This window comes from Photobacterium panuliri (assembly GCF_059920555.1).
On the sequence record NZ_CP197192.1, the window covers coordinates 2,587,751 to 2,603,156 of the forward strand.

At 48.4% G+C, this 15,406-nt stretch carries 11 protein-coding genes; 4 read left to right on the forward strand and 7 right to left on the reverse strand.

The annotated features are described in order from the left end of the window. Positions 1–4 precede the first annotated feature (4 nt). From ACSF8X_RS11860 to ACSF8X_RS11875, 4 genes are all read right to left on the reverse strand, one after another. Positions 5–1,789: a methyl-accepting chemotaxis protein gene (locus tag ACSF8X_RS11860; RefSeq protein WP_240478233.1), complete on the reverse strand. Its 1,785-nt coding sequence runs from the start codon at positions 1,787–1,789 to the stop codon at positions 5–7. Between the two features lie 527 nt (positions 1,790–2,316). Next, positions 2,317–4,251: a methyl-accepting chemotaxis protein gene (locus ACSF8X_RS11865; protein ID WP_500850053.1), complete on the reverse strand. Its 1,935-nt coding sequence runs from the start codon at positions 4,249–4,251 to the stop codon at positions 2,317–2,319. 170 nt (positions 4,252–4,421) lie between these two features. Then, positions 4,422–7,475, reverse strand: coding sequence for an efflux RND transporter permease subunit (locus ACSF8X_RS11870; protein WP_500850055.1), 3,054 nt, complete (start codon positions 7,473–7,475; stop codon positions 4,422–4,424). 3 nt (positions 7,476–7,478) lie between these two features. Further along, a complete protein-coding gene (locus ACSF8X_RS11875; protein ID WP_500850056.1) occupies positions 7,479–8,591 on the reverse strand; it encodes an efflux RND transporter periplasmic adaptor subunit in 1,113 nt (370 codons plus the stop codon). 212 nt (positions 8,592–8,803) lie between these two features. On the opposite strand from ACSF8X_RS11875, the gene ACSF8X_RS11880 reads away from it, so the two are divergent. Next, positions 8,804–9,415, forward strand: a complete 612-nt coding sequence (locus ACSF8X_RS11880) for a TetR/AcrR family transcriptional regulator (protein WP_047877060.1) — start codon at positions 8,804–8,806, stop codon at positions 9,413–9,415. Between the two features lie 117 nt (positions 9,416–9,532). On the opposite strand, the gene ACSF8X_RS11885 is transcribed toward ACSF8X_RS11880, so the two are convergent. Next, entirely contained in the window at positions 9,533–9,841 is a 309-nt protein-coding gene (locus ACSF8X_RS11885; RefSeq protein WP_500850057.1) for a glutaredoxin domain-containing protein, read from the reverse strand. Positions 9,842–9,941: 100 nt separating this feature from the next. Beyond that, complete coding sequence (gene amrS, locus ACSF8X_RS11890) at positions 9,942–11,030, reverse strand: AmmeMemoRadiSam system radical SAM enzyme (RefSeq protein WP_500850058.1); 1,089 nt, start codon at positions 11,028–11,030, stop codon at positions 9,942–9,944. A gap of 90 nt (positions 11,031–11,120) precedes the next feature. Here amrS and amrB point away from each other — a divergent pair, with 90 nt between their 5' ends. Together amrB and amrA are read left to right on the forward strand one after the other, a co-directional pair. Next, entirely contained in the window at positions 11,121–11,915 is a 795-nt protein-coding gene (amrB, locus tag ACSF8X_RS11895) for an AmmeMemoRadiSam system protein B (RefSeq protein WP_500850059.1), read from the forward strand. Continuing rightward, a complete protein-coding gene (amrA, locus tag ACSF8X_RS11900; protein WP_047877064.1) occupies positions 11,884–12,474 on the forward strand; it encodes an AmmeMemoRadiSam system protein A in 591 nt (196 codons plus the stop codon). The genes amrB and amrA overlap by 32 nt, the downstream gene beginning before the upstream one ends. 69 nt (positions 12,475–12,543) lie before the next feature. Here amrA and ACSF8X_RS11905 read toward each other — a convergent pair whose 3' ends face one another. Next, positions 12,544–12,834: a putative quinol monooxygenase gene (locus ACSF8X_RS11905; RefSeq protein WP_500850060.1), complete on the reverse strand. Its 291-nt coding sequence runs from the start codon at positions 12,832–12,834 to the stop codon at positions 12,544–12,546. Between the two features lie 361 nt (positions 12,835–13,195). On the opposite strand from ACSF8X_RS11905, the gene katG reads away from it, so the two are divergent. Further along, complete coding sequence (gene katG, locus ACSF8X_RS11910; RefSeq protein ID WP_500850061.1) at positions 13,196–15,403, forward strand: catalase/peroxidase HPI; 2,208 nt, start codon at positions 13,196–13,198, stop codon at positions 15,401–15,403. Positions 15,404–15,406 lie beyond the last annotated feature (3 nt).

Genomic DNA, 15,406 nt, shown 5'->3' on the forward strand with positions numbered 1-15,406 from the left:
GTTATTACTTAGGTAATTGAAATACGTCCAATTGGCTATTTTGATTTTCAGCCTGCAGCGAAAGATGACTGCTTGCCTCAGCGGCTTGGCCAATGCCTGCTACATTCTGAATAATAATGTCATTGATACCATTAATCGTCGCCGTAATGTCAGAAATCGCCGTATTTTGCACTTCAACAGCTTGACTCACAGCAGCATTGACCTGACTAATATTGGCAATAACCTCACTGATCTTCAGCAACTGCTGATCGGCTTGCTCGCTCATTTGACGATTGCGACTAACCTTATCCAACGTACAGTTAACCACCTCAACAACCTCTGAAGATTTATGTTGAAGCTGTTCAATAATCGATTGTATCTGCTGGGTTGATGCTTGTGTTTTTCCTGCCAAGGTTCGAACTTCCTCAGCAACAACAGCAAAACCACGTCCGCTTTCTCCCGCCCGCGCGGCTTCAATCGCTGCGTTTAGCGCCAGCAAATTCGTCTGCTCCGAAATGCTGTCAATAACCGTCACAACCTCGCTGATTTTGATCGTCTGCTCGTTGAGCCCCATAACTTGAGCTGACATTTCATTTAACTGAGCTTGTAATTCATCCGTCATCTGGCGGGCCTGCTGGGCGACCTGGGCACTGCTTTGCCCCAAATCAAAAGCACGTCGCGCTTCTGTCTCAGCCAATTGTACGTGGCCATCCACTTGTGTTGCTGTCTGAGCCAACTCGTTAACGGCTGAGGTAATCAATGACACCTGATGCTGCTGCTCCTTGCCATTGACTTCGCTTTGCGTCATTACCGCGGCCAACTCAGTGGAAGAAGCCGCAACCTCCTCACTGATCCCACGCAAAGCGGCAAGGGTAGCGGCTAATTTATCAATGGCATTATCTAAACTTTGTCCTAACTTGCCTAGTTCGTTATAGCCATCTATCCCTGTCATAGCATCGAGCCTGCCATCTGCCAATTGACGTGTTGCGTCAGACAGAGTGGCAATAATCTTGCTGATACCAGCCGCCATCAGCACACTCAGGCTGAGAGCCAATAATGCAGCCACCGCTGTCGCAGCCCACTGACTGGCCGTTACAGACTCTAACAATGACGTCGTTTGTTGTCCCAATGCTTGGCTAGAACGAATAGACTGCGCCAATAGTTCCGTAACCATTGCCGTATTTTCTGAACCTAGTTTTGCCATTTCACCTGAAATAACAATTACTTGATTTTGAAGCAGGATAATATCACTGATTTTTCGGCACCAATCATGGGCATGTTGTAACAGCAATCCAACTTCTGGCCATGACTTAAATGCCTTCAGATCTTCTAGCAGAGACTCTGTCATAGTCAGTGTTTTCTGACTATCGTCGAGGCTTCGTCCCTTCACACCTTCGGCAATATGATGAAGCATCAACGCCCCGGTATCAGAGATTGCCGCTAAATTACGGTTCCACTGCGCAATATCATCCGCATTGCGATTGGCCCCAATGGCGAGATCGACCTGAGTAATCGTTGAAGTGATCCAACTTAATGACGCATAAGTCTCATTCATCGCCATTCGTTTATCACGCATAACGACTGACAGCTCAACATAGCGAGCGTAATTATCAAAAAATTGAGCCAGAGTCTGCCGAATATCAGATGTCAGCACTATATTGCCAGATTGCAAGATAGTGTTGTAACGTTCTTGCAACGATTCAAGATTGGCACGATTCGCTTCCACCATTGGATTAAGGCGGCTATCAAAACCTAATCCATAAATCGTTTCAACACGACTGCTATCTATGCTCTCCTGAAATGCACGCATATGACGGTTAAATTCAATATAATCGTTTACATGATTAGTGTTATCCCTAACACCAGCAAGCATGTTTTGATTTACCAATATCACTATGATGAAACACAGGATGGCAAAACAAGATGAAAGCGAAAGCAATACTTTAAGCGGGATGTTTTTTATGGCTTTATTTACTTTTTTTATCATTATCATTTACTGCACAAATCAACATATGAGTCTGTTTTTTTGGGCAGCGGATTATATTCACAAAAAGCATAAATGGCTACAAATAATAACCTCGATGGAATAACTTAAAGCAAAATAAATAAAAAACCCTTTAAATCATAAACATATAAACAAGATAGCACTCTGCATATAACGTAACCGCCATTTTCCAACCAACAAAAACAGTCACTAGCGAATAACAACCTCGAGAGAACTTAAAAGGATTCTAAATATATAGACACGATAGGCTTTTTTAATTTTTAAACAAATACAAAAAAGCCCGCCACATTCCTGTGGCAGGCTCACTTACCGATCTTTATTGGGATATACGATTATCTTGGTTCAGCTACCGTTACTTTAAAGTAACTCACTTCGCCTTTTAGTTCGTCCACCAATTGGGCCATTTCAGAGTTAGATTCTATTGCTTCTTTGGCCCCCATAAGGTTATCGCCAACCATCACTTTAATCTCATCAACACTGCGAGATACTTCTTGGTTAACGATATATTGCTCTTCAGAAGCCCGAGCCATCGCTGAGTTGATATCTGACAGCTGAGAAACTTTTAACGATATTTCATTAAATGCCACTTCAATTTCTTCAGAATTGCTAGATAGTCGGCTTGCCAGCTGTAAATTGCCGTTCATCGCTTCAACCGCACTCTGCGTACTCGCCTGCAAGGTCGTAATAATACTCTGAATACTGACTGTTGATTCTTGAGTTTTTACTGCCAGTGCTCTGACTTCATCCGCAACTACCGCAAAACCACGCCCCTGCTCACCAGCTCGTGCGGCTTCAATCGCCGCATTCAGTGCTAACAAATTCGTTTGGTCTGAAATATTACCAATGACTTCAACTACCGAGCTAATATTGTCTGAAAGCCCTTTTAACTCGTTTAGAACCCTTGATGACTCTTTAATCGATAGAGTTACCTGATCTACGATGCTTGTAGAGCGCTTCAATGTCTCAAGACTAGCTGAAGATAGCTTCAGTGTTGATGACGTTTCTACATCAGCAGCTTGTGCACTTTCTGCAATATCATTGGCTGTTGAAGCCATTTGAGAGATAGCATTGGCAACTTGTTCAATATTCGCCAATTCAGATTCTGAACGAATAACATGCTGCGATGAAATATCCGAAATCTGTTGCTGATGCTCAGATAGGCTTTTCATTATTACCTGTGCTGAATTCAGCACATTACTAATACGCGCCTGCATGGTAACCAGCGACCCAGATATGTTATCAAGTTCATTGCTGGCCTTTGGTATATTGACTAAATGAAATTCGCCCTCAGCCATATTACCGATCGTACTCACGACTCTCGGAATATTTGCCAACTCACGTCGTACGATCATATAGATTGTTGCTGTCAGCACCAATCCAATCGTGACCAGCAAGACGATCAATGCAGATAAGATATTTTGCGCATTTTCGACTGTTTGTTTTTGATTAGTAAACACATACGCATAATAATCAGCACCAATTGATTCTCGAGACATGCTAAAGACACTTCCTGCTGGGCTGACAATAATCGACGGCTCTTCAGTAATGCTTCTGTATGTCGGACGTACATCGAAAAGATTTTGGTTCAACCAGTCAATCGACTGACTATCAACCGCAACAATCATCCCGTCTTTCGTTGTAATTGCAAACTCAACACCGAGTTCTGGCATAATCTGATTTAAATCAACATCGATTGCCACAACACCCACCGTCCTATCGTTAAGGGTCAGCGGGGCGCTCACTGTAATCGTCGTTGTCCCATCTATTGACTGGTACGGTGCGGTAGCATGCCCGACTTTATGATCCACAATAATCGCCGTAAACCATTCGCGACCACTTTCTTTGGCATTCAGATCTTTCGACCAACCATTAGTGGCTGTAGAAAAAAAACGTCCATCAGGGGCGGCTACTGTCATCGCCTTATATGTATCGTTTGTATTAACGATATTCATCATATTTTGTAAAACAGATTTCTCATCAAATGGCTTAACGGGATCCAATAGCATTGCATGACCCAGCGATTCAGTAGAAGAAATCAATTCATTAATGGCAGCATTAAAACTACCTGTGATGGTTTTAGTGGCGAAATTATCTGCATATAGGATATTTTCATGTCGAAACTTATCCAAAAAATGATTCGAAACTAAAACAGTAATAGCGAGAATAGAAAGAATAACAAGTAAAAATACGAGACTGATTTTCTTTAGCATGTGAGAAAGTACAGGTAATAATTTGCGCCAATTATATTCACAATTAGAATTCAGCATGATGAAATTTATTTATTACATGCATTTACAATACACCATAAACATAGAGTCACTATTGCATAATTCGCAAACCTACCCGAGACCGACTCCGGAAATAGAAAACCCATTTCAAACAAAAAGCCCGCCACTTTTCAGCGGCGGGCTTTTACAGCAAATAAACATGCTTTGCTTTAGTTTACGGCATCCAATTTGACCCTGAAGAACATCGCATAAAACAATGGAATCACTACCAAGGTCAGGATTGTGGCAAACAACAAACCAAACATGATGGTTACAGCCATGCTCTTGAAGAAGGGATCAATCAAAAGCGGGGCAACCCCCAGTATCGTAGTCAATGCCCCAAGCAGAACCGGACGAGCTCGACTCAAAGCCGCGTCAATAATAGCTTGATACGGCGATTTACCGTCTCTAATTTCAACATCGGCCTGATCCACCAGCACGATGGCGTTTTTCACCATCATCCCGATCAAACTGAGGAAACCGAGAATTGCCATGAACTCGAACGGGGTCTGGAAAATAATCAACCCCACGGTTACCCCGATCAACGCCAATGGTGCCGTCAACCAAATCACCAAAGGCTGGCGCAACGCATTGAACATGAAGATCACCGACAATATCATCGCCGCAAAGCCGTATGGCGCAGAAATCACCAGCCCTTCGTTGGCGTCCTTCGAAGCTTTGTATTCACCGTACCAAATCAGTTCGTACCCTGGTGGCAAGTCAATCGCCTCAATCTTGCTACGCACAGAGGCAAATGCATCGGCGGTTAGCACACCAGGGGCCGGATCGGCTTGAACCAAAATCGTCGGCATCCGGTCGATACGACGTAAAATCGCATCTTCCCATACCACGTCGACCGACTCGACCAACTGACTTACCGGAATGAAACCGCCCACGGTGTGGCTGTACACTTCAGTATTCTCAATGGCGCGCTGATGGTTGCGCTCATTTTCCGGCGAACGAACCACAATCGGGATAAGATCATCACCTTCACGGTAAACGCCCACATTACGCCCCGAGAGTGTCTGGGCAATCGCCTGATTGATCTCCTGAGTAGTCAAACCAAAACGCTGGGCTTCCTGCGCCGAGTATACTGGACGTAGTACCGGCACTTGCTGGCGCCAATCATCCTGTACCGCAATCAGTTGATCGTCACTGAGCATGATGGCCTTAGCCTGCTCAGCCAACTGGCGCAAAACATGGCTATCCGGCCCTTTAAAGCCAGCTTCAATCTTCTTGCCGCCCCCACGACCTAGCATGAACTTCCACACTTTAATTGAAGCATCGGGGTACTTGGCATCCAACTCAGCCTGCAACTCACCCAGTAATGGGGCGATCTTGGTGTAGTCATCAATATCAATCAATAACTGGCCATAGCTTGGGTTACGCGCTTCCGGTGAATAGGTCAGCATGAAACGAAGGCCGCCACCACCAATAAAGCTAGCAATATTCGTTACCCCTTCTTTGGCTTTCACATCCTGCTCGATGCTGGCGACAACCTGCTCAGTACGCTTAATGTCCGAACCTTGCGGCAAGTAAACATCCACCACAAACTGCGGGCGTTGCGAATCTGGCATGAAGCCCGGCGGGACAAACTTAACTCCCCACATGGCGGTCGCCAAAGTCGCGAGCAGCAGACCACAGCTAATAAGGCGGTACTTCAGAACCCAAGTCAGCAGGCCTTTGTACGCCGTCACCATAAAACCAGGTTTGCGATCGGCTGGCACCGCTTTAACTTTCATAAAGTCATAGCAGAGCATCGGGGTGACAGTAACCGCAAATACCCAGCTCAAAAACATCGAGTACAAGATCACCCAGAACAGCGAACCAGCATATTCCCCCATGTCCGAAGGCGAAAGACCGATAGCACTGAATGCACAGATCCCCACCACGGTACCGCCCAGCAATGGCCACTTGGTAGCATTCACCACCTCAGAGACAATCACTTCGCGATCTTCCTCTGGGTTAGTCTGCATCCTGACCAAAATGCCATCAGTTACCACAATGGCGTTATCCACCAGCATGCCGAGCGCGATGATCAGCGCCCCCAGAGAAATCCGCTGCATGGCAATGTCTTCAATCAGCATGATGCATAACGTACCAGCAACGGTCAGCAGCAACACAAAGCCGATAATTACCCCGGAGCGGACACCCATAAACAGCAGCAAGACCACGAAAACAATAGCAACAGCGGCAATCAGGTTATCAATGAAGTTCGCCACCGATGCTCGCACCGAATCTGACTGCATCGAAATAACATGGAGCTCAATACCCAAAGGACGCTGGCCTTCCAGCTCGGCAATCCGCGCCTTGACCGCATCCCCCATATCCACCACGTTGCCGCCAGTGACATTGGAAATACCAAAACCAATTGCCCGCTCGCCGTTATAACGCATCATCATGGACGCCGGTTCTTGATAACCGCGGGTCACGTTGGCTATATCACCCAACCGCAAAACAGTATTGTTGCTGCCAACCCCCACCTGCAGGTTCTTCAGATCATTGAACGAACGGATGCTCGCACTCGGAATAACAGGGATCCTCATAGCATCAGTTTCAATGCTCCCCGCCACCGTTACCAAGTTCTGCTTTTGCAGTACTTTGAACACGTTCTCTGCTGAAACACCAAACTTGGCTAGCTTCTCACTGGAGATTTCAACAAAGATTGTCTCTTGCTGTTCAGCCAATGTTGCTGTCTTCGCCACACCCGATACAAGAACCAGATCGCGGCGCAAGCTATCGACATAGTCTTGCAGCTGCTTATCGGTAAACCCTTCTCCGGTTACCGCAAAGAACAACGCATAAACATCCGAAAAGTCATCATTGACAATCGACGGACCCGCCCCTGGTGGCAATTGGCGCTGAACATCACCGATTTTACGCCGCAGTTTGTCCCAAACTTGCTGGAGATCGGCCGAGCTTTTCGCAAACTCCAGCTTGATCTCCACAGTAACCTCAGACATTCCCTGCTTCGAAACCGACTTCACTTCCTTAAGCTCTTGCAGCGACTGGACAGCCCCTTCAATCACATCGGTCACTTCGTCCGACACTTCCTGAGCCGTCGCACCGGCATAAGGGGTGTTGATCACCGCCTGGCGGATCACAAACTCCGGGTCTTCAAAGCGCCCCAACTTCAGGTAACTGATATAGCCACCTAACAGTACCAACGCGATCATCACCCAAACACTGGTTCGCTTGGCGATTGTATAACGTGCAATATCCATCGATTATGCTCCGTTGTTATCGCTATAAGGACGTACTTCCATGCCCTCACGCACACTCGACACGCCAGCAATGATCACTCGCTCACCCGGCTTAAGATGCTGTTCAATCACAATACGATTCTTCACCAACGCACCGACTTCAACGTAGCGTTTCTCCGCCTTGTTCCCTTCACCAATCACCCAAACAAACTGCTTGCCTTGGTTATCAGGGACAATGGCAGTCAACGGCACAGTAATTGTCGACGATGATGCCATTTGCTCATTCTCTGCATGTGCGGCAACAGGCAGCACTTTCACAGCCATACCCGGCAGAACACGAAAACCCTTCAGGTCATCAAAACCCAGCACCACCGCATACGTCTGAGTCACCGGATCGGCTTGGGTGGCATAGGTCCGCAATGCCAACGGAAACAGCTGCCCCGGAATAGCCGACAGTTCGGCCTGTGCCTGAGTACCACGCAGCGGTGACAGCATCACGCTGTCCGGGATATTAATCACGACCTCGAGATCACTAAGATCATGCAAGGTAAGCACAGGGGAATTAGCTTGGATCTGAACGTGGTTATCCACCATTTTTCGACCAATGATGCCATCGAACGGTGCTTTTAGCTGGGTGTACTCCAGCTGGCGCTTGGCCTCTGCCAAACGGTTTTTTGCCAAGTTATAACGCGTTGCCAACGTATCGAGATCGCTCTTGGCTATCGCCTGGCTCTTCTCATAAATCGCCTTTGCCCGTGAATACTCAGCTTTGGTGTTATCCAACTCCAAAGAAGCAGACGCAAGGGCAGTTTGAGCATCGCGAGGATCCAGCTTGGCAAGCAACTGCCCCTGTTTCACTTCATCCCCTTCTTTGACAAGGATCTCAGTGAGGCGCCCCCCGACCCGAAATGCCAAATCAGCACGTTCCGCCGCGCGAACCACACCGTTGAAACTCAAATCGGCACTGGTTTGGGTTGATACCACCTCCGTTAATGCCGGTTTTACAACTGGCGCCACGGTTTGCTGCGGCTGCTCTTCACCACAACCACTCAGCAGCAACACGGCCACAGACAGGCTGGCAGCAATGGCGCTTTGTTTAAATGACGCAAATGCAGGCTTGCTCGAATACGTTTTCACCTTGTTCTCCATTAAAAGATTGGTCAGGCGCGACCCGTGTTGTTCAGACATGGCATGGGTGCCGGTTCATTGCTAATACGTGCGGGGATGCATAAAGTAAACTCGCAAGTTTATTTTATAGCAGCGCAAAACCGAAAGTAAACTCGCGCGTGTACTTTTTGACAGAGATTTGATAAAGTTCAAACAAGGCAAATAGAAAAGAACGAACACCGATGACACGTTCAGAAAGAAAACGCTTGGCAATCATCGAAGCCGCAAAAGAAGAATTCATTCAGCACGGCTTTATTGCCGCCAATATGGATAGAGTCAGTGCTACCGCCGAAGTCTCCAAACGGACGCTCTACCGCCACTTCGAAAGCAAAGAATGCCTATTCGAATCCGTCCTGACGATCATCCAGCAATCTGTCGACAGCCACGTTCAGTATCCCTTTGACGAAAAACGCAGTCTCCACGAACAACTGACAGACATCACCTACCAAGAAGTCGATGTGCTATATAACACTTACGGTATCGACCTATCTCGCACCATCGTCATGGAATTTCTCCGCCAACCAGAAATGGCACAGAACCTAATAACCACCCTATACAGCACCAAGGCGGTTACCCAATGGTTCAAAGCGGCTATGGAGGCAGGAAAACTCAAACACACCGATCTCAAAACACTGACCAATATCTATGTCAGCCTTTTCCAAGGATTATTGTTTTGGCCGCAAGTCATGCACCTTGCCCCAACGTTTGATGGAAAGATTCTTGAAGAAAAGATTGAAACTGTCGTCTCGGTACTACTGGCATCCTACGGACAAGCAAACCAACCGGCAGCCTAAGTCCCTGCAGACTCAAGACTGATACCCCATAATGAATAACGGGTCATTCTAGCCAGTTAAAAAACACGCATAAAAAAAGCAACCAACAGGCTGCTTTTTCTATGCATTAACAAGACATTATAGCTCGAAGTCACCGAACGCATCGTTCTCGACCTGACGCTCGAGAAATGCGACAAGATCGTCATGCCCACCAATGTATTGGCCATCAAGGATAATTTGCGGCACCGTACGTACTTGGTTGCCCGTCGCTTGCTCAATGAAATCAACCATTGTTGTCTTCGCAAGATCGGTACCCAACACCAAAGTGGTGTATTCCGTACCACGCTCGTCCAAGATCGCCTTGGCCTTTACGCAATATGGGCAATTAGACTGGGTAATTACAAGGTTCTGGTAGCTTGCCAACTGTTCCATTGTCATATCAGACATGTTTTCTATCTCATGGTATCAAAATCACTCAGGCCGCTAAGATATCGGATCGCCCTTATCCCTGACAAGGACTGTCTGTCATAATCGCCCGCAGCCAATCCTAGGCACTGGTAATTTGCACGGGAATGCGACGCCGGCCAAAGGCATGCGCTATACGCTTAAAGCGTCCGGCCAATTGGTAGCCGCAATAATGGCAAGCCCCCTTGGCAGTTAAATGGCACTCCCCAAGCTGGTACCAATTCCGAGACAACACCTTGTGACCGCACCCCGGACAATAAGTGCTGTCTCCTGCCTCATCGAATACATTACCGACATAGGCATAGTGCAGACCGTTGGCGATGGCAATCTCCCTAGCCTTAATCACTGTCTCCGACGGCGTGCGGGGCTTGTCCAACATTTTGAAATCCGGGTGAAACGCACTGAAATGAATAGGTATATCTGGGCCAAGTTGGGTATAGATCCAACGTGTCATCGCATCCAGCTCGCGATGGCTATCATTCTCCCCAGGGATCAACAAGGTGGTAATCTCAAACCACACCGTCGTCTCATGGCGCAAATAGAGCAAAGTATCGAGCACCGGTGCCAAATGACCACTGCAAACCTTGCGATAAAAACGCTCGGTAAACGCCTTGAGATCAATATTGGCGGCATCCATATGATGGAAAAACGCGCGCCGGGGCGCATCACACAAATAACCGGCACTAACCGCAACACTGTTTATCCCCTCAGCCCGACAGGCAATTGCGGCATCAATGGCGTACTCCATGAATATCACCGGATCATTATAAGTGAAGGCAATACTGTCACAGCCATAACGCTTGGCCGCTGCTGCCAATTGCTCGGGCATGGCTACCGCTCCCAAGGTATCAATTTCGCGAGATTTGCTAATGTCCCAGTTCTGGCAAAACTTACACCCCAAATTACAACCCGCAGTTCCAAATGAAAGCACCGATGAACCGGGATAGAAATGATTAAGCGGTTTCTTTTCAATAGGATCGATGCAAAATCCGCTCGATCGTCCGTAACTGGTCAGCACAATCTCGCCGTTTTTCGCCATACGAATGAAGCAAGCTCCTAATTTCCCTTCCCGTAACTGACAGTGGCGCGGACAGACATCACACTGCACCCGTCCATCATCGAGTTGATGCCAGTAGCGAGTGGGATAATACCGAGGGGGCTTTTCCATCATAGTCACCTGAGTGAGTATTTATTCCTATAATGAGTATATAAGCTCGTATTCGGCAAGGCTTGCCGATTACACGACCTCAGGGAAATAGTTATGAACATCCGACCGCCGGCCGTTGCCGGGCGCTTCTACCCCCATTCTCCAGAACAACTACAAGGCCAACTCGATCAATGGCTGGATACACCCGTTCCATCTTGCCGATCTAGCATTCGCGCTATTATTGTCCCCCATGCCGGCTATATATTTTCCGGCGAGGTAGCGGCTCAAGCCTACCGCGAAATCAAAATGCAGGCTGCACATATCCGCAAAGTGATCCTCATAGGACCAAGCCACCGCTACTATTTCAAAGGCTGCGCCGTACCTGATGCTGAATATTTCGCCACTCCGCTAGGCAAGATAAAAATTGACCGACAATCTATTGAAATACTCAGGGAAATGAATGATATTGAGGTATCAGATCAGGTACATGCTCAGGAACACAGTCTTGAAGTCCAGCTGCCTTTTCTGCAGTCATGCCTGCATGACTTCACCCTGTTACCGCTCTTAACCAGTAATGTATCCTCAGGTACTGTCGCCACGCTGCTCGACCAGCTGTGGCGCGATGAAGACTGCCTGCTTGTCATCAGTAGTGATCTCAGCCATTTTCACAACTATGACCAAGCCTGCAGCCTCGATAATGCAACCTGTTCGCTTATCGAAAGCTTCGAACCAGTCCTGACCCCCGAACAAGCCTGCGGCTCAACCGGTATCAATACATTACTTTTGCTAGCCAAACAGAGGGGATACCAACTTACCCGTAAAACACTAATAAATTCCGGCGATACCCAAGCCGGAGATAAGGAGAGAGTCGTAGGATATGTCAGTTACCTCGTGTCAGAGCCTCAATAAAGGCGAATTAACCCAACTACTGGATGTGGCACGTGATGCTATTCATGGCCATTTTTCGTCAGGCTGCCCTCAGCCCCCACAGCTCGATCTTTATACACGCCGCCTTCTTCAGCCAGGCGCTTGTTTTGTTACCCTTACCGTCAACGGCCAACTGCAAGGCTGTCTGGGCACGATCATCGCACGCTCACCGTTAGTGATGGAGGTGTACAACCGTGCCCGTGCCAGTGCATACCAAGATCGCCGCTTCATGCCATTAACAGAAGACCAGTTGGACGACCTGCAAATCGAGGTCTCCGTTCTGTGCCAACCAGAAACCTTAACGGTCAGCTCAGAGCAGGAGCTCATCAATTATCTCGGCAATAACAAAGTGGGCCTGATCTTATCTGATGGTCACCAACAAGCACTATTCCTCCCGCAAGTGTGGCAAAGCCTGCCAAAAGCCGAACATTTTGTTCGCCAATTAAAACTCAAAGCAGGCTGGAATGCGTCTTACTGGTCGCCGACCATGAAAGTGCAAACCTTCACGGTCAATAGCATCAAGGGCAAGTACTACTTCTAAATCCCATTACTGTTCTCAAAAAAAACGGCAAGCGATACATCGCCTGCCGTTTTTATAGATACCTGTATTTCAGCTATTCAATGGCGCCAAATCAACTATCTCGATAGGCGCAGCCAGCACATCCGGCAGCATCGCCAACATGGCTTGGGTATAAGGCTGTGCCATATGGGCCTCGAATGCTATCTGATCCTGCCAGTGCTCAATAGCAATAAAGGTATCCGGATGCTCACCATCTGTATAAAGATGCATTCCACAACTGCCCGGCTCCGACTGTGTTCCCTCAAAATTACGCTGCAATGCGTCTTGAAACGCTTCTTTCTGCTCTGGCTTCACTGTGAATTTGACAATTTTACTGATCATTTCCAACCCATATCGTTATATGCGGCAAACACAGGTTAGGTACCTGCGGCTCACAACTCACTGTTCAATATGTATTATCATGACACCCCTTCCTTCGCCGAAACATCCCCCTAGCCTCCATGCATTATGGAGCTATTCGTCCATAATCAGTGTCGCAATCAAGGGGCATTTATCTCATGCGCGCTCACTACTCCCTTCCCTACAACACCGACAAAATCAAAAAACCGATAAATAAACACACAATCAACCGAAAAATACGATTGTAGATATTGATAAATCCATCGGTGAAAGCCTGCAAGCCCGTCTATATTCATAACGTGTCCATTTTCTGCGATAACGCATGACCTGATAGGAGTGATCCATGAGCAATGACAGTAACTCTGCAGGAAAATGTCCGTTTCTGCACGGCAGCCATACCCACCTCGGTGGCAGCGGGACCAAGAATGTTGACTGGTGGCCAAACCAACTCAATCTAAAAATCCTTCACCAGAACGACACCAAAGCCAATCCAATGGCAAGCGACTTCAACTATAAAGACGCTTTCAACAAACTGGACCTCACCGCCGTCAAGAATGATATCGAACATGTATTAACCCATTCCCAAGACTGGTGGCCCGCTGACTACGGCCATTACGGACCGTTAATGATCAGGATGGCTTGGCATGTTGCCGGCACCTACCGTACCGGTGACGGGCGCGGCGGTGCAGGCACAGGCAACCAACGTTTTGCCCCCCTCAATAGTTGGCCCGATAACGGCAACCTCGATAAGGCACGTCGCTTGTTGTGGCCGGTGAAACAAAAATACGGCGACAACCTGTCATGGGCCGATCTCTTTATGCTCACGGGCAACGTGGCTCTTGAATCAATGGGCTTCAAGACATTCGGATTCGGTGGCGGCCGTGCGGATATCTGGGAGCCAGAAGAGGATATCTACTGGGGCGCGGAAGACGAATGGCTCGGCAACAACCGTTATTCCGGCGAGCGCGATCTTGAAAACCCATTAGCTGCAGTACAAATGGGGCTGATATACGTCAATCCCGAAGGCCCAGATGGCAACCCCGACCCGTTGGCATCTGGCCGCGACGTCCGCGAAACATTCGCAAGAATGGCAATGAATGACTACGAAACCGTTGCTTTAACCGCGGGGGGACATACTTTCGGTAAATGCCACGGTGCCGGAGATGCCGCCCTTGTAGGGGCCGAGCCCGAAGCGGCTCCGATCGAACAGATGGGGCTTGGTTGGAAAAGTAGCTATGGCAGCGGTAAAGGGCGAGATGCGATTACCAGTGGACTGGAAGGCGCATGGACCCCGACACCAACGCAGTGGGATGACAGTTATTTCAACATGCTACTGGGCTATGAGTGGGAACTAACTAAAAGTCCGGCTGGCGCCCACCAGTGGGCTCCGAAAAATCTGGCGGGCGAGAACCATGCCCCGGATCCAGAAGACAGCGCCAAACGGGTTAGCATTATGATGACCACCGCTGACATGTCGATGCGCGAGGATCCCGAATACCGCAAAATCTCTGAGCACTTTCGAGCCAATCCCGATGAGTTTGCCGATGCCTTTGCCCGTGCATGGTTCAAACTGACCCACCGTGATATGGGGCCAAAATCCCGTTACCTTGGGCCTGAAGTACCCGACGAAGATCTGATCTGGCAAGATCCCGTTCCCCCAGTAAATCATGGTTTAATCGATAGCAACGATGCCGATGATCTCAAACGTATCATTTTGGCATCAGATCTCAGCGTCTCTGAACTGGTCTACACCGCATGGTCTTCGGCGGCGACCTTCCGTGGCTCTGATAACCGTGGGGGCGCTAACGGTGCGCGAATAAGGCTTGCGCCGCAAAACAGCTGGGAGGTCAACCAACCCGATCAATTACGTGCGGTATTGAGTACCCTTGAAGGCATCAAAAATGACTTCAATAACGGTCAATCGAGTAACAAGCGCGTTTCCCTTGCCGATGTTATCGTCCTCGGCGGCTGTGCTGCCATAGAAAAAGCCGCCAACGATGCTGGCCTCTCGGTAGATGTGCCATTCTCGCCAGGCCGAACCGATGCGACCAACGAACAGACCGATGCCAACTCTTTCGGGGTACTGGAACCCCTTGCTGACGGCTTCCGTAACTACAGCAAGCAAACCTATGCCGTATCCGCCGAGGAAATGCTCATTGACCGCGCCCAACTACTCACCCTAACCGCACCGGAAATGACCGTGCTTATCGGTGGGATGCGGGCACTCAACGCCAATTTCGGCCAATCGCAACATGGTGTATTTACAGACAAACCCGGTACATTGAGCAACGACTTCTTCGTCAACCTGCTCGATATGGGAATAGAATGGTCCCCAACCTCGCCAGAAGCCCAGACCTTTGAAGGCCGTGATCGCAACAGCGGCGCCGTAAAATGGACCGCAACCCGGGTTGATTTGGTCTTCGGCTCCAATTCCCAATTACGGGCAATCGCCGAGGTATACGGCAGCAATGATGCCAAAGAAAAATTCGTCCATGACTTTGTCGCCGCATGGTCGAAAGTAATGCATGCGGACCGCTTTGATCTCTCATGATTT

Bases quoted from the DNA above. Each gene is read 5' to 3' on its own strand.
- ACSF8X_RS11880 (WP_047877060.1), top strand. From the start codon at position 8,804: ATGACACGTTCAGAAAGAAAACGCTTGGCAATCATCGAAGCCGCAAAA.
- amrS (WP_500850058.1), bottom strand. From the start codon at position 11,030: ATGATGGAAAAGCCCCCTCGGTATTATCCCACTCGCTACTGGCATCAA.
- ACSF8X_RS11885 (WP_500850057.1), bottom strand. From the start codon at position 9,841: ATGTCTGATATGACAATGGAACAGTTGGCAAGCTACCAGAACCTTGTA.
- ACSF8X_RS11870 (WP_500850055.1), bottom strand. From the start codon at position 7,475: ATGGATATTGCACGTTATACAATCGCCAAGCGAACCAGTGTTTGGGTG.
- ACSF8X_RS11865 (WP_500850053.1), bottom strand. From the start codon at position 4,251: ATGCTGAATTCTAATTGTGAATATAATTGGCGCAAATTATTACCTGTA.
- amrA (WP_047877064.1), top strand. From the start codon at position 11,884: ATGTCAGTTACCTCGTGTCAGAGCCTCAATAAAGGCGAATTAACCCAA.
- amrB (WP_500850059.1), top strand. From the start codon at position 11,121: ATGAACATCCGACCGCCGGCCGTTGCCGGGCGCTTCTACCCCCATTCT.
- ACSF8X_RS11905 (WP_500850060.1), bottom strand. From the start codon at position 12,834: ATGATCAGTAAAATTGTCAAATTCACAGTGAAGCCAGAGCAGAAAGAA.
- ACSF8X_RS11860 (WP_240478233.1), bottom strand. From the start codon at position 1,789: ATGCGTGCATTTCAGGAGAGCATAGATAGCAGTCGTGTTGAAACGATT.
- katG (WP_500850061.1), top strand. From the start codon at position 13,196: ATGAGCAATGACAGTAACTCTGCAGGAAAATGTCCGTTTCTGCACGGC.